The organism is Sphingomonas sp. M1-B02, assembly GCF_026167525.1.
GTDB lineage: Bacteria > Pseudomonadota > Alphaproteobacteria > Sphingomonadales > Sphingomonadaceae > Sphingomonas.
In genome coordinates this window covers 1,820,313-1,842,500 of record NZ_CP110679.1, presented here as the reverse complement: position 1 = coordinate 1,842,500, position 22,188 = coordinate 1,820,313, and the positions used below count along the sequence as shown (strand labels likewise).

General features: G+C 63.0%; 21 protein-coding genes, 1 tRNA gene and 2 rRNA genes (1 of these 24 cut by a window edge). 13 read left to right on the top strand and 11 right to left on the bottom strand.

Translation table 11 applies throughout. The features are described from left to right. From OKW87_RS08820 to OKW87_RS17550, 4 genes are all read left to right on the top strand, one after another. A 23S ribosomal RNA gene (locus OKW87_RS08820) occupies positions 1–1,984 on the top strand; it begins 815 nt to the left of the window's first position. Positions 1,985–2,107: 123 nt separating this feature from the next. Then, a 5S ribosomal RNA gene (gene rrf / locus OKW87_RS08815) occupies positions 2,108–2,222 on the top strand. Between the two features lie 110 nt (positions 2,223–2,332). After that, positions 2,333–2,409: transfer RNA gene (locus OKW87_RS08810), tRNA-Met, on the top strand. A gap of 192 nt (positions 2,410–2,601) precedes the next feature. Further along, positions 2,602–2,673: a DUF6766 family protein gene (locus OKW87_RS17550; protein ID WP_322740346.1), complete on the top strand. Its 72-nt coding sequence runs from the start codon at positions 2,602–2,604 to the stop codon at positions 2,671–2,673. A gap of 923 nt (positions 2,674–3,596) precedes the next feature. Here OKW87_RS17550 and OKW87_RS08805 read toward each other — a convergent pair. The 6 genes from OKW87_RS08805 to OKW87_RS08775 all read right to left on the bottom strand — a co-directional run bounded on the left by OKW87_RS08805 (position 3,597) and on the right by OKW87_RS08775 (position 7,540). Continuing rightward, positions 3,597–4,022, bottom strand: coding sequence for an SRPBCC domain-containing protein (locus OKW87_RS08805; RefSeq protein ID WP_265538665.1), 426 nt, complete (start codon positions 4,020–4,022; stop codon positions 3,597–3,599). Between the two features lie 101 nt (positions 4,023–4,123). Further along, positions 4,124–4,690 carry a thermonuclease family protein gene (locus OKW87_RS17465; protein WP_322740305.1) on the bottom strand — a complete coding sequence of 189 codons (567 nt, stop codon included), beginning with the start codon at positions 4,688–4,690 and terminating at the stop codon, positions 4,124–4,126. Between the two features lie 213 nt (positions 4,691–4,903). Further along, on the bottom strand, positions 4,904–5,653 hold the full coding sequence (locus OKW87_RS08790; protein ID WP_265538663.1) for a Crp/Fnr family transcriptional regulator: 750 nt from the start codon (positions 5,651–5,653) through the stop codon (positions 4,904–4,906). After that, positions 5,650–6,036 carry a DUF6894 family protein gene (locus OKW87_RS08785; RefSeq protein WP_265538660.1) on the bottom strand — a complete coding sequence of 129 codons (387 nt, stop codon included), beginning with the start codon at positions 6,034–6,036 and terminating at the stop codon, positions 5,650–5,652. Before OKW87_RS08785 ends, OKW87_RS08790 begins: the two co-directional genes overlap by 4 nt. A gap of 98 nt (positions 6,037–6,134) precedes the next feature. Beyond that, positions 6,135–6,938: an alpha/beta hydrolase family protein gene (locus OKW87_RS08780; protein ID WP_265538658.1), complete on the bottom strand. Its 804-nt coding sequence runs from the start codon at positions 6,936–6,938 to the stop codon at positions 6,135–6,137. 188 nt (positions 6,939–7,126) lie between these two features. Beyond that, positions 7,127–7,540: a hypothetical protein gene (locus tag OKW87_RS08775; RefSeq protein WP_265538656.1), complete on the bottom strand. Its 414-nt coding sequence runs from the start codon at positions 7,538–7,540 to the stop codon at positions 7,127–7,129. Between the two features lie 177 nt (positions 7,541–7,717). Between OKW87_RS08775 and OKW87_RS08770 the strand changes: the two genes are divergently transcribed. The 6 genes from OKW87_RS08770 (at position 7,718) to OKW87_RS08745 (ending at position 12,605) form a co-directional block, all read left to right on the top strand. Further along, positions 7,718–8,356 carry a GNAT family N-acetyltransferase gene (locus OKW87_RS08770; protein ID WP_265538655.1) on the top strand — a complete coding sequence of 213 codons (639 nt, stop codon included), beginning with the start codon at positions 7,718–7,720 and terminating at the stop codon, positions 8,354–8,356. 296 nt (positions 8,357–8,652) lie between these two features. Beyond that, positions 8,653–9,666, top strand: a complete 1,014-nt coding sequence (locus OKW87_RS08765; protein WP_265538654.1) for a hypothetical protein — start codon at positions 8,653–8,655, stop codon at positions 9,664–9,666. Between the two features lie 81 nt (positions 9,667–9,747). Beyond that, on the top strand, positions 9,748–9,945 hold the full coding sequence (locus OKW87_RS08760; RefSeq protein WP_265538653.1) for a helix-turn-helix transcriptional regulator: 198 nt from the start codon (positions 9,748–9,750) through the stop codon (positions 9,943–9,945). Then, positions 9,942–10,874 (top strand): DUF7146 domain-containing protein, encoded by a 933-nt coding sequence (locus OKW87_RS08755; RefSeq protein ID WP_265538652.1) that lies wholly within the window; start codon positions 9,942–9,944, stop codon positions 10,872–10,874. Before OKW87_RS08760 ends, OKW87_RS08755 begins: the two co-directional genes overlap by 4 nt. An 80-nt stretch (positions 10,875–10,954) precedes the next feature. Continuing rightward, positions 10,955–11,869 carry a DUF3987 domain-containing protein gene (locus OKW87_RS08750; RefSeq protein ID WP_265538650.1) on the top strand — a complete coding sequence of 305 codons (915 nt, stop codon included), beginning with the start codon at positions 10,955–10,957 and terminating at the stop codon, positions 11,867–11,869. 28 nt (positions 11,870–11,897) lie between these two features. Continuing rightward, positions 11,898–12,605, top strand: coding sequence for a hypothetical protein (locus OKW87_RS08745; protein ID WP_265538648.1), 708 nt, complete (start codon positions 11,898–11,900; stop codon positions 12,603–12,605). A gap of 21 nt (positions 12,606–12,626) precedes the next feature. Here OKW87_RS08745 and paoC read toward each other — a convergent pair whose 3' ends face one another. The 5 genes from paoC to OKW87_RS08720 form a co-directional block, all read right to left on the bottom strand. After that, positions 12,627–14,831, bottom strand: a complete 2,205-nt coding sequence (gene paoC, locus OKW87_RS08740) for an aldehyde oxidoreductase molybdenum-binding subunit PaoC (protein WP_265538647.1) — start codon at positions 14,829–14,831, stop codon at positions 12,627–12,629. Between the two features lie 5 nt (positions 14,832–14,836). Next, entirely contained in the window at positions 14,837–15,787 is a 951-nt protein-coding gene (locus OKW87_RS08735; RefSeq protein ID WP_265538645.1) for an FAD binding domain-containing protein, read from the bottom strand. Continuing rightward, entirely contained in the window at positions 15,784–16,419 is a 636-nt protein-coding gene (gene paoA / locus OKW87_RS08730) for an aldehyde dehydrogenase iron-sulfur subunit PaoA (RefSeq protein WP_265538644.1), read from the bottom strand. The genes OKW87_RS08735 and paoA overlap by 4 nt, the downstream gene beginning before the upstream one ends. A gap of 113 nt (positions 16,420–16,532) precedes the next feature. Continuing rightward, a complete protein-coding gene (locus OKW87_RS08725) occupies positions 16,533–16,958 on the bottom strand; it encodes an OsmC family protein (protein ID WP_265538642.1) in 426 nt (141 codons plus the stop codon). 74 nt (positions 16,959–17,032) lie between these two features. After that, positions 17,033–17,428 (bottom strand): hypothetical protein, encoded by a 396-nt coding sequence (locus OKW87_RS08720; RefSeq protein ID WP_265538640.1) that lies wholly within the window; start codon positions 17,426–17,428, stop codon positions 17,033–17,035. A 294-nt stretch (positions 17,429–17,722) separates the two neighbouring features. Between OKW87_RS08720 and OKW87_RS08715 the strand changes: the two genes are divergently transcribed. The 3 genes from OKW87_RS08715 to OKW87_RS08705 are packed head-to-tail and all read left to right on the top strand — an operon-like array spanning position 17,723 to position 22,175. Next, entirely contained in the window at positions 17,723–19,348 is a 1,626-nt protein-coding gene (locus OKW87_RS08715) for a hypothetical protein (RefSeq protein ID WP_265538639.1), read from the top strand. Next, positions 19,330–20,943, top strand: a complete 1,614-nt coding sequence (locus tag OKW87_RS08710; protein ID WP_265538637.1) for a Dyp-type peroxidase — start codon at positions 19,330–19,332, stop codon at positions 20,941–20,943. The genes OKW87_RS08715 and OKW87_RS08710 overlap by 19 nt, the downstream gene beginning before the upstream one ends. Next, a complete protein-coding gene (locus OKW87_RS08705; RefSeq protein WP_265538635.1) occupies positions 20,940–22,175 on the top strand; it encodes a cytochrome P450 in 1,236 nt (411 codons plus the stop codon). Before OKW87_RS08710 ends, OKW87_RS08705 begins: the two co-directional genes overlap by 4 nt. The last annotated feature ends 13 nt before the right edge of the window (positions 22,176–22,188 follow it).

Below are 22,188 nucleotides of genomic sequence, written 5' to 3'. Positions count from 1 at the left end.
AAGGCCAATCAAGCCGGGAAATAGCTGGTTCTCCGCGAAAACTATTGAGGTAGTGCCTCGCACGAATACCATAGGGGGTAGAGCACTGGATGGGCTAGGGGGTCGCGAGATCTACCAAACCTAACCAAACTCCGAATACCTATGAGTACTATGCGGGAGACAGACGGCGGGTGCTAAGGTCCGTCGTCAAAAGGGAAACAGCCCTAACCTACAGCTAAGGTCCCCAAGTCACGTCTAAGTGGGAAAGCATGTGGGAATCCCAAAACAACCAGGAGGTTGGCTTAGAAGCAGCCATCCTTTAAAGAAAGCGTAACAGCTCACTGGTCTAATTAAGGGTTCCTGCGGCGAAGATGTAACGGGGCTAAAGACGTGCACCGAAGCTTAGGGTTTGATCGTTTACGATCAAGCGGTAGCGGAGCGTTCCGTAAGCCTGCGAAGCCGAAGGGTAACCGACGGTGGAGGTATCGGAAGTGCGAATGCAGACATGAGTAGCGATAAAAAGGGTGAGATGCCCTTTCGCCGAAAGACCAAGGGTTCCTGCGCAAGGCTAATCCGCGCAGGGTGAGCCGGCCCCTAAGACGAGCCCGAAGGGGGTAGTCGATGGGAACCACGTTAATATTCGTGGGCCTGGTGGTGTGTGACGGATCCCGTGTGTTGTATGTCCTTATCGGATTGGACATGCTTCGAAGGGGTCCCAGGAAATAGCCCCACCGTATAGACCGTACCCGAAACCGACACAGGTGGTCAGGTAGAGTATACCAAGGCGCTTGAGAGAAGTGTCCTGAAGGAACTCGGCAAATTGCCTCCGTACCTTCGGAAGAAGGAGGCCCAACATAGGCGCAAGCTCTTGTTGGGGGCACAGGCCAGGGGGTAGCGACTGTTTAGCAAAAACACAGGGCTCTGCTAAGTCGGCTTCAAGACGACGTATAGGGCCTGACGCCTGCCCGGTGCCTGAAGGTTAAGTGGAGGGGTGCAAGCTCTGAAATGAAGCCCAGGTAAACGGCGGCCGTAACTATAACGGTCCTAAGGTAGCGAAATTCCTTGTCGGGTAAGTTCCGACCTGCACGAATGGCGTAACGACTTCCCCACTGTCTCCAGGACATGCTCAGCGAAATTGAATTCTCCGTGAAGATGCGGAGTACCCGCGGTTAGACGGAAAGACCCCGTGCACCTTTACTGCAGCTTCAGAGTGGCATTAGGAAGAAACTGTGTAGAATAGGTGGGAGGCTTTGAAGCATGGGCGCCAGCCCGTGTGGAGCCACAATGTGAAATACCACCCTGTTTGTTTCTGATGTCTAACCTCGATCCATGAAACTGGATCAGGGACCCTCTGTGGCGGGTAGTTTGACTGGGGCGGTCGCCTCCTAAAGAGTAACGGAGGCGCGCGAAGGTTGGCTCAGGACGGTTGGAAACCGTCTGTTAGAGTGCAATGGCATAAGCCAGCCTGACTGCGAGACTGACAAGTCGAGCAGAGACGAAAGTCGGTCATAGTGATCCGGTGGTCCCTCGTGGAAGGGCCATCGCTCAACGGATAAAAGGTACGCCGGGGATAACAGGCTGATAACCCCCAAGAGCTCATATCGACGGGGTTGTTTGGCACCTCGATGTCGGCTCATCACATCCTGGGGCTGGAGCAGGTCCCAAGGGTTTGGCTGTTCGCCAATTAAAGTGGTACGTGAGCTGGGTTCAGAACGTCGCGAGACAGTTTGGTCCCTATCTGCCGTGGGCGTCGAAATTTGAGAGGAGTTGACCCTAGTACGAGAGGACCGGGTTGAACATACCTCTGGTGTACCAGTCGTTCTGCCAAGAGCGCAGCTGGGTAGCTATGTATGGACGGGATAACCGCTGAAAGCATCTAAGCGGGAAGCCTCCCTCGAGATAAGATTTCATAGGACGGTCGGAGACCACGACCTTGATAGATCGGATGTGGAAGCGTGGTAACATGTGGAGCTAACCGATACTAATTGTCCTATTCGCGCTTGAGAGTCTCACCATCAATGACAGCTCTGGTAGCTGCTTGTTGATCGGATGATCATCTTAGTTTGTATTAGCCGGTGCACGGCATTGATTTGAAAAACCTGATAAACGCGTCACACCGGCTTCATTGCTTGGTGGCCATAGCGTCTGTGACCCACCCGATCCCATCCCGAACTCGGACGTGAAACCAGACAGCGCCGATGGTACTATCGCTTAAGCGATGGAAGAGTAGGTCGTCGCCAGGCATTGCAGCCGGTGTGCGCGCTAATCAGGAAAACCCATTCATCTTGTCACCTTATCACCTCCGGAATCGCAAGGTCCCGGGGGCGTTAGCTTTAGGGCCTTTGGCCCGTGTCGCGGGGTGGAGCAGTCCGGTAGCTCGTCAGGCTCATAACCTGAAGGTCACAGGTTCAAATCCTGTCCCCGCAACCAAATATAGCCGCTGAGTCAATGACTTGGCGGCTTTTTTGCGTCGGGCGGAGATCGCGGGACTACACAGTGTAAGCACGGCGGAAGCAAGAGGGCGCGTAGACCTGCGTATCTTGGCAATGCGCAGCTCTGGTTCGAATCATTCCAGAATTGGAAAGCGAGTTCCTCCCCACCGGAGTCCTCGTGGTCCTGTAGATCTTCTTACGGCAGCGTGGATCGCCGGAGTCCAAACCTGTGGCCGCGCCGCACGTGCAAACTGGAGCATAATGACCCGGGGTTTGCCGTTTGTTCTACGACGCAACCGCATGTCCGCAACTGAATCGTCAGTCGACCGGCGGCCTCGGGTTCCACGGATCGGCGAAGGGGTGGCAGAGATTGGGTGGACAGCAGTCCGGCAGCTCTGAGGGAGCGAGATTCAGCGTTGCACTTAAAACACCGAGGTGTTTTATGATGGCAATACAGTTTGGAGTATGACGCGTGGATACCGCCGACGCTAGTTTAGACCGCCGGATGGCCCGTCTTGAACGCATGCGTCGCGTCGCGCCGTTCATTGGTACCGCTTGGTTAGGCAGAGCGCCTACGCTGCAATTTCGGAAAGTCGCCGCCCTGGCGCTCACGGCGTGCTTGGCGGTCAGTTGCGACCGTGGCCCTGAAACGATTGAGCAGTGCTCCGGTCGGTTCGCCCGGCAAGCTGAAAAGATGCCAATCTCAGCCGGTCGAGTCCATGGTACCTACACCTTCGACTTGTCGAAAATGGATCGGAACCGGCTGGAGCAGTTGACGGTCGCTGGGTTAAGAGGCGGAGGGCGTCCGATCCTCATGGCTGCCAACCAAGTTTCAGACGCGTCTCGGAAGCAGTTCAACGCCGCGCCGGTAAGCCCACGCGGATTGCCTATGTTCGCCCAGCAATCGGTCTTCTTCCGTATCCCCACCGGGTCGCACCAGTCGGCGAGCGGCGCCGTGCGGGCAGGATGCAGCCTAATTCCCGGCGCGAAGCTTCAAGCTATCGCACTGACCGCTGGATAACTTCGCGGTTAGGGTCCGCTATTGGGTCGATTCCTGTCCGTCCGCTCTCAGTCAGCGCTTTCGCCCATCCCGATGTCCGCAAATGGGTGGTTAGCCGACCGTCCGATTACAGTGCGTTCTGCCGTTCGCGAGCGTGCGCTTGTGGTTGACGGTGGGCAACGACCTTAGCTCCCTGCCACCTCTTCCGCCCGCTTCCCATAGTTAGACAGGATGGCTTGCCAACCCTGCTGCTGCATCTCGACGGAATTGTCCGTCTCGGCGTCGAACGTGGTCTCGACGAGGGTCCCGGTAGCGGACGGCTGAAAGGTCGTCCGGCTATGCCGCCCATCGCCGAGCAGGACCGTTAAGGCGCGGGGCGCGTCAACTTCAGTGTACGTGCCCTCGAAGTCGAAGCCAAAGCTTCCGTCTTTCGCTTCCATCCGCGCCTTGTGCAGCCCACCGACCTGAAGGTCGGTCGTCGCCGACGGACAGTGCCATTGATCGTTGGCGAAGTTCCACCGAGTGATCTCGCTTGGATCGGTGTGAACCCGCCATGCCTCCTCCGGCGAAAGGGGTACCTCAGCTGCTACGGTGATCTTCTGAGCGGGCATACTTTGCTCCCATGTTGAGTCGGAACCCAAACATAGCCCGCGCTGAGCGTGATTGCATGGCCGCTGGTGGGTCGGGAGCGGACCGGCCAGGTTTAGCGAAGCTATCTCCTGAACGGCTCGCAGGCGATGCCATCACCGTCACCATCCATGTGAACACCGTAACCCGGCGTTCCACGCCGCAACGGGGCCGCGCCGGCACGGCGAGCCTCAGCGCAATTTCGGTAGCTCCAGCCGGTCACTGCAGCTTTGGACGCTGGACGAGCTTTACGGCCGCTTGTGGGGCGCGGTGAAGCTAGGACGGCGTCGTTTGGCTTCGCGACGCCACAGTCTTTGCCGACCAAACCGAACTGGTCCCAATCGGGACGGTAGATTGCGTGCCCGCCGGCAAGCTGGGCGCACGATAGATCCACCCCATTGACCCGCACTCGAGCAAGCGTTCGACCGTAGACGTCGCGACCGTCCCGCTCAATCACCACCGCGCCACGCGATAGAGCATCCAGTGCCAGCTTCGACGCAATCGGATCGCCGGGAGCGCAGTCGCGACCTGTCTGACAGTGACCCGGCAATTCAGGCGCATCGATGCCTATTAGGCGAATGAGTTCTCGGCCACACCGTAGCGTGTCGCCGTCCACGGCGATCAGCGTGCAGGCCAGGACGAGTAACGGCATGCAAATCGCCTCGCATTATCCGCGTTAATATCGCGTTGCCGCGCCCTGGCTCTCCAGATCCTAAGGGGCCGATACTTGGTTGCCGCCGGCCCCCTTCGCAGCTCATTCAATAGCCGGGATGGCCGGAACTGGGTCCGTAGCCGACCGGCGGCTTTCGGCGCGGCGCGTCGAGGGCTCCAATGTCCGAATTTGGGTGGAAAGCCGACTTTGGTGTCAGTCCATTATCCGCAAGCGGTTTCCCGGCTGCCAGCCAGCTTGAAGGTAGTCGTCCTCGAACTCTCCGCGATGAACAAGCCGCTTCCAGTCAGGAATTCGCACGCGCCCCCCCGAGAACGTCACGAGGCCTTGCTCCGCGAGCGCCCTGAGCGACCTATTAACGTGGATTGAGGTCATACTGACCGCGTCGGCGAGTTGCAATTGGGTGAGCGGGAAGGAGTAAGACACCTCCCCGCCGCCGACATGGGCGTTGTAGCGAACCGCCATCTCGCACAGAAGGTGTGCAATCCTCGTTTGGGCATCGCGCCGCCCCACATTCAGAACCCAGTTGGCAGTGATCGCCGCATCGATGGAGCAATCCCTCCAGAACGCTTCGGCAACAGCAGGATAACGCGCCGCGACTACCCGCAGGGCCGTGTGCGGGATGCTTAGGATCGTAGCCTCGCTAAGCGCTAGAAGCGGAACTGTGTCGCTGGGGACGACCACGGTGTGAAGGTCAGGGGCATCACCGGCGATGTGGAACGCGCTGATCTGCCGCTCCCCTTCCGAATTTTGCCCGAAACGCGCAACTACACCCTCCGCCACGACCGAGACGTGATCGACGGTCTCGCCCAGACGAACGAAATCTCTCCGCGCCGCCACTTTCAACATGCGAGCCGGTAGATCGAGAACCGCCCTCACCTCGACCTCGCTTAGACGAGAACGGTTAGTCAGACGATCTGCGAAGAGCCGAAGATCGGGTTTCATTGCGTGCCCCCTTCGGCGACCGAAGAAGTAGCCGAGTGAAACACCGCCTTATAGGTCAGCTCAGTGGTTAGCACGTCCCGATCCTGATCGTCGCGCACGTCCACTCCGAGACAATGTTCGTTGACGCCGGGAAGCACTTCCTGCGCAAGTTCGACCAAGCTTCGCGCGGCGGCCTTCGCCGCAGCTTGGACGTCGGGAAGCTCCATACCTTCGTCATCACGGATCGACACGTCGTTGTCGCGCGTGTCGAAAAAATAATGTGGCAAAATCAATCTCCCCGGATATTCCAAGATACTTGAAAGCGGCCCGGTGCGCCAGCGCCGCCGGCATGGCCGGAACTGGGTCGGTAGCCGACCGTCCGCTTTCAGCGCAGCGCGGGCCAAGGCTCAATGTCCAAGATTGGGTGGTTAGCAGACGTTCAGTGGGTCGGAACCGGTAGGCCGCACTTGCTCCGCTCTTTGCTGTTAAAAGCCGGATCGGATTAGGGGCGGAGCGTAGCGTCGATGAAGGCAGCAACCTCTGCGTCGCGTGCCCTGACGGGAATCTCGTGACCGAATTCCGGGTAGATATGGACCTTGGCACGCCCGCCATTCGCCTGGATCGCAGCGGCGAAGCGTCTTGCCTGCCCCGCATCCGTTCGGTCGTCCTTCGCCCCGTTCAGGATCAGCGTCGAAGCATGAATGTGCGACGCAAGCGGGAGCGCTGAACGCGACAGCAACGCCTCCGAGCTCCCGCCTGTCTGCGCAGCGGCAACTGCTTTTATGCTCAACGCTGCAGCCGATTTGGGATGCGCGAAGAACGCCGGAAGATCGTAGAGGCCCGAGATCAGGACCAGCCCGGCGAGCTGTCGATCGTCGGCGGCGACAAGGGCGCCGGTCACCGCGCCCAGACTGACACCCTGAATCAGAACTTTGTCTGGGATTGAGCGACGATCGGCTGCAAGCTTTGCCATGACGGCTCGCACGGCGAGCTGAGCGAAGCGGCCGGCGAAGTCGTCGGGGCCGCTAGAGCGGCCATAACCGGGCAGGGACACTGAAACGGCCAGATAGCCTTTCCCGGCGAGGTGGCTGAGTACCCCCCAATTAACGAACGCCCGTCCACCGATCCGCTGCGTCGGACCTTGGTGACCGTGCAGGAGGATGATGGTCGGCCACGGCCCCCTGCCTGCCGGATGTTCCTCGAAATACTCGATGATGGCGCCGTCCTTCTCAGGATGCGGCGTGGTAATTGATGACGCCCGCAATGGGCTACCGCAACTAGTCAGGACCAGGCTAGCCAGCGCCACGCTTCGGATCGGCCAAGGCATTCGGTGCTCCGGCAATGTACGTCATGATCGATGCCGCAATGATATAGCTGTGCATGGCTACTTCCAAGCAGTTCCTGGCAATTTCTCATCGGCGTGTCTTGGGTCGTTTGCCGACTGGCAGCTTTTGGCGCGACGCGTCGACCGCCCTAACGTCCGAGATTGGGTGGTTAGCTGCCGTTCGGCTCGCGAGCCGATCGCCACCATGTGTGCGCGGTGACGGCTCCGCTGAGTGCCCCGAGCAAAGCAACCCAGTGGCCTTCGGGAGCGCCAATGATCAGGAGGATCACCAAGGGAACGGCAAAACCCAACACAGCACCGCTGATCATGTATGCGGCCGCTGTTTCGTGTTCGGTTCGTTTGAGCAGCACCGTAAGCGCCAGCCCGAAAAGGACGCTAGTACCGAGCACAATCGGGATCGTAACGACGATAGGTAAGATCGCCAACCAGAGAGACGGGAACAAGCGTCCCCCGCCGTCCAATCCTTCCGGCAACGAGTCGATCGCTAGCGTGACGGTGAAGATTGACGGTAAGGCGGCAGCGGCGAGAGTGCCCAAAAGTACCGACTTCGTGAATGCCCACATCGCAAGAGTAGAGCAGCCTCGCCCTTCAAGCGCAATGACCGCAATTGGGTCGCTTCCTGCCTGTCCGCTTTCAGCGCACTCTTCGTCGGGCCGGAACGGCTGAAACTAGGTGGATTGTTGCCAGACCGCTTTGTGCCTTCCATGTCGGAATAGCGGCCATTCAATTCGCGAGACACGATGAGCAACCACGGCGTTGACCCGCAGATTTTGAACGCTTGGCTTTCGGCCCGGTCCATCGCGCGCGGGCTGCCTCTGCCGATCCCCGCGTGTGGCGGCTTTCGTGTCGATACAAATTCGGATTCCGAGGTTGCCCGATGGGTTTTCCCCAGGATGGGACCCGGTCTCGAAGAGCTTGCCCGTTCCATCAGCGAGCCGCTCTACCTTCTGAAACTCTGCGGGGCGGCCGACGAACTGCGTGCGGTGCTGCCGACGGGCTGGCAGCTTTACGCCCCAGGCTACTTCATGCGGGCAACCTGTGCGCCAACCGCGAGACCGCTGCCCGACGGGTATGCGATCAAAACGAAGCGTATCGGCACGGTGCTAGAGGCACAGATATTCTTCGAAACAGGAGTTCTCGCGGCCAGTGGTTATGCAGTGGAGACGCATGACGTCTTTATCTATGACCGAATCGTAACGGAGCCTGCACATCGTCGGAAGGGGCTGGGCCACGCCCTGATGCTGACGCTGCATGCCGGTCGGCACCGACCAAATGTTCCGGAACTACTCGTCGCAACGGAAGACGGCCAAGCCCTCTATTCGGCGCTAGGATGGATTACGGTCTCGCCATACTCAACGGCGTCAGTCGCCACACCGTGATGTCGGCTTTTCGCGGTCGCGCCATCGCGGCCGAACGACCGCTATTGGGTCGGAAGCAGTCCGTCTGCTTTCAGGATCGCTTCCGGCGCTACAATCTCCGCAAATGGGAATGCCCGCCAGTTCGGGGCCAGCTGCCACGAGTGCCCGGCGGCGGTAACGGAAGCATCCCCCGACGCAGACACCTGGAAGCTGCCAGCTCGCATAGGAGCCAAAACACACAAGGCGGAAGGTGCCGGAGGCGCAAGGAGGCTAGCGCGCAGAATTGCACAACCGTTGCGAGGTGCTATGTTCGCTAAATGTTCTACAGGCTTTCTCTAACCGAGTCGTTCCGCTTCGTGGCATCAACGAAACAGTGGACGGACTTTTGCCGCTACGGTGAAGTAACCGGGACGGACCTCTGGGTGAGTAGTATGGCTGCCGGCTCCGGTCCGGGTGCGCCTCATCGTCTCGACGGATTTGAAGAGCTCTGGAGCGGCCTTGCCTCGGCGGTGAAGCACAAGCTCTTGGCAGGGGAGTGGGCGGCGGAGGGCTTCGCTCCCGAAAGCGGAGCACATCCGATATCCATCGACTCTAATCTTTGGCGATCGCTTGAGTTCGACATTTTCGAGCAAGCCGCAGTCGGCAGCGGCTTCAAGTTTTCGAACTTGCTGCTTTCTGCAAAGTCTGCGCTCATTCCGAGCTTGGCGTCGCAGGATCCGGTACCCCTCTCGCAAGTCCTCGATCTGGTTGCGACGTCGGAGGAGCGCATCGAGTTGGCGAGTCTCAGACCCCTCACACCGCGGCCGCGCCTCTTGATCCTGGGTGCTCCGGATCCACACGCTCATCACTACGATCGATTGGGCGAGCTTGAGGAGCAGCTTTGGCTGCGGGCGAGACAGATCCTGATCTCAGGGCAATGGCGAGCTCGGGGACTGCCCAAGGGCACTCACGAAATTACCGACATTCAGCCTGAACTGTGGCGAGTGCTGGAATGTCGCTTCTGGCGCGACGAGGTCTTCGTTGCGGGTGGCACTGTTGAAATTGCTCATGTGACCGTGCGGCCACGCAAGGCGAGCACTGACGCGTCTGAAGAGACTCCTGGCACGCTCAGAAGGGCCGTCGGCGTGTTCCTGAGAGAGCAATTCGAAACGAGGGTTGGGCCGGTGAAAAAGGACGATCTGTTCCTGGAGCTGAGATCAGCGGTTTCCAATCACATCAGCCGGAATCTCTTCGAAGAAGTTTGGGATACCCTTAGGAAGGCGGGACAGATCCCGGATGGGTTCACGTACGGCGGCCGTCCGCCCGAGAAAGCTCCGGGATTTAAAAGGTAGGGGGTATCTTTCCCCCCATGTTTCAGACGTCAACATGCTTCCATCCTCGCTGCATTGCTCAACACTGCGAGGAGTTTGGAAATGCTTACCCACCTGCACCAATGTGAACTGGCCCGACGCTGGAAACTGAGCCCGCGCACACTCGAGCGCTGGCGGTGGCTGGGGCAGGGGCCTCGTCACCTGAAGATCGGCGGTCGGGTCGTTTACCGGCTGGACGATATCGAAGAGTTCGAGGCGGCGAACGTCCGTGACAGCACCAGCGCAATCGCTCAGCCGTGACGAGGGCGGAACCGTCACTTCGGGAACAATGCGACAAGATTCGCGATCGCGTGTCCCTGGCCAGCATCGCTGCGGCATCGCTGAAGCTAATCCGTGCCGGCCGCGAGTGGAAGGCGTGCTGCCCCTTCCATGCCGACCGGACGCCCAGCTTCACCATTTACGCTGGTGACCGCCGATTCATGTGCTTCGGCTGTGGCGCAGAGGGAGACGTGCTGGACTTCGTCATGCGCCTGCACCGTGTGCGGCTGCCCGAGGCCCTGCAAATGCTTGGTGATGGCGAGTTGCCGTGTGCGGCCGACATGCCAGCAGCTAGCGGGCGGCAGCCCGAGGACCGAGCTGAAGAAGCCGCCTCGCTGTGGGCAGGGGCAGCCGCGGCGGGCGGCACACTGGCAGATACTTACCTGCGCTCCCGCGGAATCACCATCGACTTGCCAGAGGCCATTCGCTTCGCGCGGCTGCCGCTTGGCCGTCGCGCACCCATGCCGGCGCTGGTGGCGGGTGTGTCCACGATCAGTGGTGATGTCTGCGGAGTTCAGCGGACCTTCCTCGCGACCGATCCGATCGGCAAGGCGCCGCTGCCGGGAGGCAAAGCCAAGTTTTCCCTAGGCCGCGTGCTCGGCGGCGCAATTCGGCTCGGATGCGCTGAGCGGTCGCTGCTCGTGTCCGAGGGCCTGGAGGACGGACTTACCCTGCTGCAGAAGCTTGGACGACCCGTGTGGGTTGCCGCGGGGGCGGGGATGCTGTCGGCAATGAAGCTGCCGGATATCGTTGAGGCCGTCGTGATCGGCGCCGACAATGACGAGTCAGGCGAGCGAGCGGCGCAAAAGGCTGCGGAGGTGTTCCACGCCTCAGGTCGCCGCGTCAGGATCCTGCGTCCGGCACCTGGCTACAAGGACTTCAACGCCGAACTCACGGGCGCTCGGCAGTGATGCATGTTGGCTCCTTTCAAGAGCGCCTCGACGCGACGCCTGAATTTACGCCCTCATCAGGGCTGTGGGCGACACCAGACATGTCTGTGCTGGTGGGCGGGCGCACAGCTCCCGTGTCCATGTCACGAGCGGTGTTCGGTGATCTCTGGCCGCTCGTGGCGGACCTGGCCGAGGGAACCGGCGCCCCTGTCGATTACGTCGGGTGCAGCCTGCTTGCCGTTGCAGCCTCGCTCATTGGCAGCAAGCGGCGAGTGCAGCCATTCGAGTCCGCGCCCTTGTGGCGCGATCCTCCTGTGCTCTGGATAGCGCTGGTCGGTGATCCTTCGTCGAACAAGTCCCCGGCTATAGATGCCGTCGTGGCACCGCTACGCGCGATCGAGCTCGAATATGCCGAAGCACACAAGCTGGAGCTGGTCGCGCATCAGGCAGTCGCCGAGCGCGCCAAGGCCGAGCGGAACCGGTGGCAGGAGGCCGTCAAAGCTGCCACGCGGGACGGCAGTTCGACGCCCAGCATCCCGGCCGCAGCAGAGCTCCCGGACGATCCGGTTCGCCGCCGCCTCCTGGTGCAAGATGCTACACCAGAGTCGATGTGCGAGCTGCTCGCGAGCAACCCAAACGGTATGCTCCACATGCGCGACGAGCTGTCGGGATGGCTGTCCAGCTTCGAGCGCTACTCGCCTGGTGGCCGTGACTTCTGGCTCGAGGCCTATTTGCTCGGCATCGCCACAGTTCGGTTCGACCACGGCCTTGCCTTCCACCGTCAGTGGGAACTGGCGCGCGCCTGGGTTCGCGCCAGCTTCAACGCACGCGATCTAGCCGCCGTCATGGTGCACCATGTGCCAGCGCTCGCCGCTCGGGCGCACAAGCCGCATATCCATGTTCTCTATCCGGTCAGAACCTTGGCAGGCACCTTTGGGCCTTTCGTCCATCTCACCCGAGCCATGCTCGCCGCGGAGTGGGAGGCGCTTCTCACCGAGATGAATAGAGATGGATGACGGGTGTAATCCACACTATACTGGTCCTATGCCGCGATACACCGACGATCATTGGGCAGGTCTGCGCGAGACCTATCTTCAGGCGGCGACCGAACTCGTTGCGGAAGCCGGGTGGCAGGCGGGAGGGATCCGCTCGGTCGGCCAGCGGGTTGGCAAAACCGGCACTGCGATCAACAGGGTGTTCAGCGAGGGCTCGCTCCGCCGCGCGCTGGTCAACCGTGCATTCGCGGCCAGCCGCGGCAACAAGCAGCTCGCCTGCGACTGGTGGCAGCGGGTGGACTATGAGAGCCTGATCGGCCTCGATCCGCGCGAGTTGTGTTTCGGTGGAGGCCCTGCGGCCACTTCCGCCGCGGCTCCGGAGGACGCGATGCTCGAGGCGAAGAACAGCGCCTTCGAGGATCTGCTCCGCATCATGACCGACGAGATTGTTGCGCTGATGGACATGAAGGCCGACGACCCGATGAGGGCTGCGCAGATCGATGCGCTTGCGAAGACCTGTACCTTGCTTACCACCGCCGAATATCTCCGGCAAACGATGGTCGGGTTGGCGCGCTTATGCGAGGGCCAGTATCACGGCTTCAAGGGGGAGACGGCGGTCTCCTGCCGCTCCTACCGGCTAAGCCGCGAGGCGCTAGCGACGCTTGGCGATCCCCTGCCGGGCGCGACGGTCTTCGCCAAGCATATCCTGAGCGCCCGCAAGATCCTGGACCATTATCTGACGACGGACTGTCGCTGACCGCAAGGCCGCGGCGGTTCCTCAGGCCACCGCCGGCAGTCGTTCCAGGTGCTTGTCCAAGGTGATCGGATAATCGCGCACGCGCACCCCGGTGGCGTTGTAGATCGCGTTGGCAATCGCCGCGCCTACGCCGCACAGGCCCAGCTCGCCGACACCCTTGGCCTTCATCGGCGAAGAGATCGGATCGACCTCGTCGAGGAAGATGACTTCCTGGTGCGGAATGTCGGCATGGACCGGCACTTCATATCCGGCGAGATCGTGATTGACGAAGAAGCCGAAGCGCTTGTCGACCGCGAGCTCTTCCATCAGCGCCGCGCCGACGCCCATCGTCATCGCGCCGATCACCTGGCTGCGCGCCGACTTGGGATTGAGCATGCGGCCGGCCGAACAGACCGCCAGCATGCGCCGGATCCGGACTTCGCCGGTATAGGCGTCGACTGCAGCCTCGACAAAGTGGCCGGCAAAGGTCGATTGCTGATACTTCTTGTCGAGATCGCCATATTCGATGTGATCCTCGGCAATGACCGGGCCGTCCTTGGCCGCCTCCGCCAGCTTGACGCTGCGATTGCCGGCGCGGACCTTGCCGTCGGCAAATTCGACTTCGCCGGTGTTGAAACCAAGCTTCTGCGCGACCGCTTCGCGCAGCTTCATGCATGCCGCATAGACGCCGGCGGTCGAATTGTTGGCGCCCCATTGCCCGCCCGATCCGGCCGAGGCCGGGAAGCTCGAATCGCCGAGCGTCACGACGATCTGGTCGAGATCGAGCCCCATCGTCTCCGCCGCGGTCTGGGCGAGGATCGTATAGCTGCCGGTGCCGATGTCGGTCATGTCGGTCTCGACCGTGACGATGCCCTTGGCATCCAGCCGCACCCGCGCCGCCGACTTCATCAACAGATTGTTGCGGAAGCCGACCGCCATGCCCATGCCGACCAGCCATTTGCCGTCGCGGCGCTGCGCCGGCCTGGCGCTGCGCTTGCTCCAGCCGAAGCGATCCGCGCCGGTGCGCAGGCATTGGATCATGTTGCGCTGCGAGAAGGGGCGGTCGGGCTTCTCGGGATCGACCTGAGTATCGTTGACGATGCGGAACTCGACCGGATCCATGCCGAGCTTCTCGGCCATCTCGTCCATCGCCACTTCGAGCGCCATCATGCCCGGCGCCTCGCCGGGCGCGCGCATCGCATTGCCCTCGGGCAAATCGAGCACTGCCAGCCGCATCGAAGTCAGCCGGTTGGCGCCCGCATACAGCAACTTGGTCTGCGCCACCGCGGTCTCCGGCCCGCCGTCGGGCAGATCCCCCGATCCGCTCTCATGCGCGATTGCGCTGATCCTGCCATCGGTACCCGCGCCGATCCGGATGCGCTGGATGGTCGCCGGGCGATGGGTGGTGTTGTTGGCGATCATCGGCCGCGCGAGCGCGAGCTTGACCGGACGGCCGGCCGCCTTCGCGCCCAGCGCCGCCAGCACCGCATCGGCGCGGACGAACAGCTTCCCGCCAAATCCGCCGCCGATATAAGGCGAGATCAGCCTGACCTTCTCCTTGGGGATGCCGAGCGTCAACGCGACGTCGCCGACGCCCCAGGCGATCATCTGGTTCGACGTCCACAACGTCAGTTGGTCGCCTTCCCACGCTGCAATGGTCGCGTGCGGCTCCATCATCGCATGCGTCTGGTCGGGCGTGGAGTAGGTCGCATCGAGCTTCACCGCAGCGCGCTGGAACGCGCCTTCGAAGTCGCCGACCTTGTCGACCGGCTCATTCTCGTCGTCGCCCTTGAGCGGCGCCGATTTGAGCTCGGTCGCCAGGTCGAAGCGACCCTTGCCGCGCGTATATTCCACTCGCACCAGTGCCGCGGCGGCGCGCGCCTGCTCGAACGTCTCGGCGACGACGACCGCGACCGCCTGGTGATAATGGTCGATCTCGGGTCCACCGAGCAGCTTGGCGGTGTTGTTGTCACCCTTGCCCAGCTTGCCGGCATTTTCGGCGGTGACGATCGCGAGCACGCCCGGCGCGGCCTTGGCCTCGCTCAGGTCGATCGAGGCGATCCGGCCCTTGGCGATCGCCGATCCGACGATCTGGCCATAGGCCTGGTTGGGGACGGCGTCGTGATGCTCATAGGCATAAGGCGCGGTGCCGCTGGTCTTGCGCGGGCCATCGATGCGGTCGTGCGGCTTGCCGATCACCTTGAGCTGGTCGATCGGATTGGTGCCGGCGGGTTTGTCGAACTTCATGGGTTTCAGCCCTTCGCTTCGGCGATGACCGCGGCGAGCGTGCGCTCGACAAGCGGGATCTTGAAGGAATTGTCGTGGGAGGGTTTGGCGCCGGCCAGCAGCGATCCGGCGACCGCCTTCGCGCCGCGCGGCAGTTCCGCTTCGGCTGCTTCGACCCGCCATGGCTTGTGTGCGATGCCGCCGACGGCGACCCGACCGCTGCCGTCCTTCTGGACCACGGCCGCGACCGAGACGAGTGCGAAGGCGTAGGAGGCACGATCACGCACCTTGCGATAGATGTGGGTGCCGCCGATCGGCTTGGGCAGAGTCACCGCGGTGATCAGCTCGCCCGGCTCGAGCACCGTGTCGATATGCGGCGTATCGCCCGGGAGGCGATGGAATTGCGACATCGGAATCGCGCGGGTCGCGCCATCGGCCTTCACCGTTTCCACTTTCGCGTCGAGCAGCCGCATCGCCACTGCCATGTCGCTGGGGTGCGTGGCGATGCAGGCGTCGCTGGTGCCGATAACCGCGAGCTGGCGGCTATAGCCGCCGATCGCCGCACAGCCCGAGCCCGGCTGGCGCTTGTTACAGGGCTGGTTGGTGTCGTAGAAATAGGGGCAGCGGGTGCGCTGGAGCAGATTGCCCGCGGTCGTCGCCTTGTTGCGCAGCTGGCCGCTGGCGCCCGAGAGCAAGGCGCGGCTGAGCACGCCATAGTCGCGCCGCACGGTCTTGTCCGCGGCGAGGGTGGTGTTGCGCACCAGCGCGCCGATCCTCAGCCCGCCCTCTTCGGTTTTGGAAATGTCGTCGAGGCCGAGCCCGTTGACGTCGATCAGATGGGTCGGCGTCTCGATCTGCAGCTTCATGAGGTCGAGCAGGTTGGTCCCGCCGGCGATGAAGCGCGCGCCCTGCATGCGCAAGGCTGCGGCTGCCGCCTGTGCGGGGGATGCGGCGCGTTCGTAGGTGAAGGCCTTCACGAGCGGCCTCCCGCGACTTCGTTCATCGCCTCGAGGATGTTGGAATAGGCCCCGCAGCGACAGATATTGCCGCTCATCCGCTCGCGCATCTCGTCATTGGTCGCGCGCGGCTTCGCCATCAGGTCCTCGGTGACATGGCTGGGGATGCCCGCCTTGATCTCGCTGAGCGTGGCCACCGCCGAGCAGATCTGGCCGGGGGTGCAATAGCCGCACTGATAACCGTCATGCTTCACGAATGCGGCCTGCATCGGATGCAGGTCTCCCGGCGTGCCAAGACCCTCCACCGTGGTGATCTTGTCGCCTTCGTGCATCACCGCCAGGCTAAGGCAGCTGTTGATCCGGACGCCGTCGACCAGCACGGTGCAGGCGCCGCACTGGCCATGGTCGCAGCCCTTCTTGGTGCCGGTGAGTTTCAGATGTTCGCGCAGCGCGTCGAGCAGCGTGGTTCGGGTGTCGAGCTCCAGCGTCTCGCGCTTGCCATTCACCTCGAAGGCCATCTTCGCAAGCGCCGGCGGCGCTCCGATTGGCGCAGTCTGTGCGGCTGCAGCCGGCACCGCCGATACGGCGACTGAAGCCGCACCGCCTGCCAACACGCCGCGACGCGACACCCCGAATTGTGCGCTTTCGCCCATAAACCATTCAGTCCTTTGTCGAATATTTTCGTTACGCCAACGATCGGGCGTGACGGAGGGTCCGCCGTCCTGCAAAAAGGCGGGAGCTGGTTCGGCCATGGCGCAATTCCCTGTCAGGCCAGTGTGTGCGTGAGCGTAATCTCGGCGTTGAGCAGCTTGGAAATCGGGCAGTTCGCTTTCGCGCCTGCGGCGAGCGCCTCGAATTGGTCGGGTGCGATCCCCGGCACCTCGGCCTTCAGCGTCAGGTCCGATCGGGTCACTGTGAATCCGTCGCCCTCGGCTTCGAGTTTCACCGCCGCACTTGTCTCCAGCGTGCCGTCGCTGAAGCCGGCCTTGGCCAGCGCGAAGCTCAGTGCCATCGTGAAACAGCTCGCATGCGCCGCGGCAATCAGTTCCTCGGGGTTTGAGCCCTTCTCATCGCCGAAGCGGGTGTTGAAGCCATAAGGGGTGGCGTCGAGCACTCCGGACTGGGTGCTGATCTGGCCTTTGCCCTCTTTGCCGAAACCAACATAGCGTGCGGTTGCAGTACGTGTTGTCATGATCGTCTCCTTCGCGGACCCGGGGCACCGAAAATAGCGTTGCCTAAGATCGGGGTCTATCGCCGTGGCGGAAATCAGGCCGGGGTCACGCCGGCCCGCTGCGGGATGTCGTTCGCTTGACCGGCAACCAGCGTAGGCGCCTGAGCGCCCGCCAGCGCGGGGCGGAAGGCGTCGCGCTCGCTTGCGGGGATCGGCGCGGTGGGGTCAGGGCGGAACGCCTCGATCGCGCGTGCGCTGCCGTCCGGATGGACGTCGCCCATCAGGTCGGTCGGGACATGTTCCCCGCCGCGCCCGGCGGCCGCATTTTTGCCCAGCTTGAACAGGCCGAACAACCCCGCCGCCGCGACGCCGGCAATTGCGGTCAGCGAGAAGAGGCCCAAGCCTGATCGGCTGCCGGCCTTAGCGCCGGCGGCCGGTTTGGCGCTTGTCGAGGGCGTACGGGTCTTGGTGGGCTTTTTGGCTGCGGCCATGATCTGCGTTCCTGATTCTATATAGGTTCGGCCCCTCAACGGGTGGCACTCTGCTGTGTTCCGGGCGATTTCACTCCCCCGCAGCCCCGACGGAGCTTCCCAAGAACGCGTGGTCATCATTATTTACCAATGACTTAATCTGCACTGGCATCTCACTGTGCGGGTGAGCCTTCGCTATTATTCGAGCCTGTCGGCGGAAGCCGCTTCTTTTCTATTCATTTCGGATCGACTGTGAGACAACGGCGCACGACACGCGGCGTGCCAGGGGGGTGCGCCGTGTCTTGGGGGACACGCATGCGGCAAACCACCTTGTCCGTGGCGCTTGAAGTCAAGCCTGAGAGCTATGACCATCTATCGGGCCTGCTCGACGGACTGCGCGATCGCCGCAGCCGCGATCCCTCGGGTGGGAAGGGGCCCTTCGCCGATTTCCTGAACCTCGTGCCCGCGCTTCATTTCCTGTCGCTCAGCGTCTTCCCCGGCTTCGATTACGACCCGCTGTTCGTCATCGAAGCCAATTTCGACGGCCGGCCGGGGCCCTTCTGGAACCAGCTCGAATCGGCGATCGGTCCCGATCTCCGCACGATGCTGCGCTGCTGCAAGCGCCCGCTCGACAATGATGGACCGCTGTTCGATTCGATCACCGCGCTCGATGCGCGCGCGCCGATCGCGCCCTATCTCGAAGCGCGGACACTGACACCGTCGGTCTATCATCACGGCAATCGCGGCATGCCGCGCGATCGCATCCTCGCCGAGGGAAAGCTGTTTCTGGCGTCGCGCGACGAGCTCGTCTCCGCCAATGTCGACGGCCCCAATCCCTATCGCCGGCTGTCCCCGGTCGAGATCCACGCCCGCCTCCGCGCGGCGCTCGTGCCGGCCTTCCCCTGGCTTGAGCAACCTGCACCCCAGCGCATAACGTTGCTCGAGAATATCGGCGATTGGCTTCGCCTGATCGCCTTCGTGCTGGGAACGGTTCTGGTCCTGACCATCCCCGGCCTGATCCTCAGCCTGGCGTTGCCCTGGGAGCGTTATCTGATCCTTTTGGGCGTAAGCTTCGTGATCTTCGCGCTGCTTCTGAAGAAGATCGGCGTTGCCCTCCCGGGAACGGCGATCCAGACCAGTTTCAGCTTCCTAAAGCTGTTCGTGCGACTGGCCCTGCCGCTCGTGCTGTTCCTGCTGCTCTACGTCTTGGTGGCCGCCGCCGTCCTGGTCCCGCTCGCGCTGCTTCTCGCCGGCCAGTCGCTCGATGCCGCTTGGTATGGCATGCTCGTCTGGCTTGGTTGGGGGCTGCTCAGCCTGCCGGTCATGCTGGCCGGGCTGATCCTCTGGCTGCGCACGCTCGAGCGTGGCGATTCGGCGCAGGACGCCCCGCCGGTCGATCCGCGCATGCTGCGCGAAATGGCCCGGCGCGAGGACTGGATCCCCCAGAACCACATGGGCTCGGTCGTGCTGATCAAGCCGGGCATGCTCCGCGCGATCATCATCCGCGTCGGGCATTTCGGGCTCGGGCTGCTGCTGCGCATCATCGCGCGGCAAGGCTATCTCGGCTCGATGCGGACGATCCATTTCGCGCATTGGGCGCGGGTCAACAATGGCAGCCGACTGATGTTCTTCTCGAACTTCGACCAGGCCTGGGAAAGCTATCTCGATGACTTCATCGAGAAGGCGCATGCCGGCCTCACGCTTGCCTGGAGTTGTGGCGTCGGCTTCCCGCCGACGCGCTTCCTGGTGAAGGACGGCGCGAGCCACGGACGCCAGTTCAAGGAGTGGGCGCGGCATTCGATGACCGTCAGCCGCTTCTGGTATTCGGCCTATAAGGATCTCACCGCCGATCAGATCGAGCGCAATTTCCGCATCGCCATCGGCCTGCGCAAGCGAACGCTCACCCCCAAGGAGGCCGCCGCATGGATCCTCGACCTGTGAGCGCGCCGCGCAAGAAGGGGCCGCCCAGCTGGCGGCTCGCCCCGCCGCACGACAAATTGACCCAGGGGCTGGTCGTGAGCGGCTTCGCGTCGCTGCCGAGCGGACGCGCGCTGTTCCTCGAATTCGGCTGGGACGGAGTGCTGGGGCGGGGCGGTGGCGCCTGGTTGCGGGCGTTGCAGCAAGTCGCCCCGATCACCGACGCCGACGAAAAGGATCCGCGTGCGGCCTGCCTCGCCTTCGGCTGGGATGGTCTGCGCCGGATGGGGCTCGATGCGAACACGCTCGCCTCGTTCGATCGTCCCTTCAAGGAGGGGATGTTCCAGGAGGACCGCCTGCGCCGCCTCGGCGATCGCCGCGACGGGATCTGGTGCGATACTGTCATCCCCGGTGGCCCCAAGTGGAGCGGCAACACCCCGCTGGACGACGCCGCCACCGCGGAGGAGGCGCGCGCATTCGGCGACGACGAACAGCTGTTCCGCGAGCATCATATCGCCACGCCGATTACCGTCCACGCGCTGCTGTTGCTCTACGAAAAGGACGAAGCCAGCGCCGAGGCCTGGTGCGAGCAAGTGACAGAAGCGCTGGCACCGCATCAGGTCCGGATCGTCCACCGGCTCCACCTCGATCTGCGCCCGGATGCGCGCGGCATCGCCCGCGAGCATTTCGGCTTCGCCGACGGAATATCGCAGCCGGCGCCGTTCGAGCCGGGCGCCGTCACGCTGGGCAAGGCCGGCGACGAGGCGCCGAAGGACGCTTGGAACGGCGTTCCTCTCGGCGAGATATTGATGGGCCATGTGAATGGCCACCACGAAGTCGCGCCCGGCCCCGTGGTGCCAGATACGCCAAGCGGCCGCGAGGCTGGCCTCGCCCCCCACCCGCGCGGCGAGGGCTTTCTCGATCTCGGGCTCGACGGCAGCTACATGGCCGTGCGCGAGCTCAAGCAGGACGTCGCCGCCTTCTGGCGTTCGATGGCGGAAGCGGCCGATCGCATCTGCAAGCGCGATCCCGAACATTGCGGCCATATCGATGCCAAGTGGCTCGCCAGCCGCGTGATCGGGCGCGACGTCGACGGCAATCTGCTGTGCCCGGACGGGGTGCTTCCGGTCGACCAATATGGCCAGCCCGACAATGATTTCGGCTTCTACGATCGAGACGTGCATGGGCACGGTTGCCCGCTCGGCTCGCACGTCCGCCGCGGTAATCCGCGCGACGGGCTCGCGCCGACGCCATCGGCCAAGCAGACGCTGCTCGATGCCGCCAACAACCACCGCATCCTGCGCCGGGGCCGCAAATATGGCACCACGCTCGCCGATCCGCTGGAGGACGACGGGCAGGACAGGGGGCTGCTGTTCATCTGCCTGAACACCGACATCACTCGCCAGTTCGAGTTCGTCCAGCAGACCTGGATGCTCAATCCCAATTTCGCGACGCTCTATGACGAAGTCGATCCGCTGCTTGGGCCGAAGGGCAATCTCACGATTCCCGAAGAGCCGATTCGGCGGATCATCCATGTCGACACCTTCGTCTCGATGGCGGGCGGCGAATATTTCTTCCTCCCGAGCATGCCGGCGTTGCGGTATCTGGCGGCTTTATGAGCGCGCTCAGCTCGCGCGACGTGCTCCGCCCGGGGCCGAAGGGGATCAAGGCGTGGATCCAGCGGCTTGTGTTCGCCGCCATGCCCTGGTTCTTCAGCCTGCTGCGGCGCGTCAAGCCGGTCGCGAAGCTCAGCGGCATGGTTCTCACCTCGCGCTATGACGACGTTCGCGAAGTCTTCGCCACCGATGCCGCGTTCGGGGTGGTCTACAAGCCCAAGCTCGACGTCATCATGGGCGGCCAGCCCTTCTTCCTCGGCATGCACGATACGCCGCAATATCATGCGGACGTCGCGGCGATGCGCAAGGTGGTCCTGCCGGCCGACCTGCCGATGCTGGCGGTGCAGACCGAGGCACTGGCAGCGACGATCGTCGATCGCGCGCCCGGGCGGATCGACGTCGTCGATACGCTGGTGCGCCGCGTCACCTTCACCGTCCTGAGCGACTATCTGGGCGTGCCCGAACCGGCGGGCGGGGACCTCCGGGTATGGGCGACGCGATTGTTCGAATTCCAGTTCGCCGACGGTGGCAACGACCCCAAGCTGCGCGCCGATGTCGACGAAATCGCGCCCGCGCTGCGCGCGCATATCCAGGACGAGATCGACCGTCGCCGCGCCGATCCTGGCAAGGACGACGTGCTCGCGCGCAGCCTGGCGATGCAGGCGGCGGGCGAGCCGGGCTATAGCGACGATCAGATCCGCACCTCGCTGATGGGCTTCATCGTCGGCGGCCCCCCGCAACCGCCGATGGTGGTGCCGCAGGCGATGGAGCAATTGCTCCGCCGTCCCGCCGCACTCGCCGAAGCGCAGGCTGCCGCGCGCGCCGGCGATGACGAGCGGCTGCGGCGCTATGTCTATGAGGCGATGCGCTTCGATCCGCTCGCGCCGGGCCTGCCGCGCGAAGTGCTGACCGACTGGACGATCGCCAAAGGCACGCGGCATGCCACCACGATCCCCAAGGGCGCCACCGTGCTGGCCGCCTTCGCATCGGCGATGATGGACCCGCGCCGCGTTGCGAACCCACGCGTCTTCGACCCCGATCGTCCGGCGAGCGACTATATCCATTTCGGCTATGGCCTGCATGAATGTTTCGGTCGGCACATCAATCATGCCACGCTGCATCTGATGCTCAAGCCGCTGCTGGTACGCCCGAACCTGCGCCGGGCGGCGGGCGCCGAGGGTCGGCTTTCCAAGAATGGGGCGTTCGCCGAGCGATTGGTGGTCGAATTCGATTGAAGGCGGCCGGCTT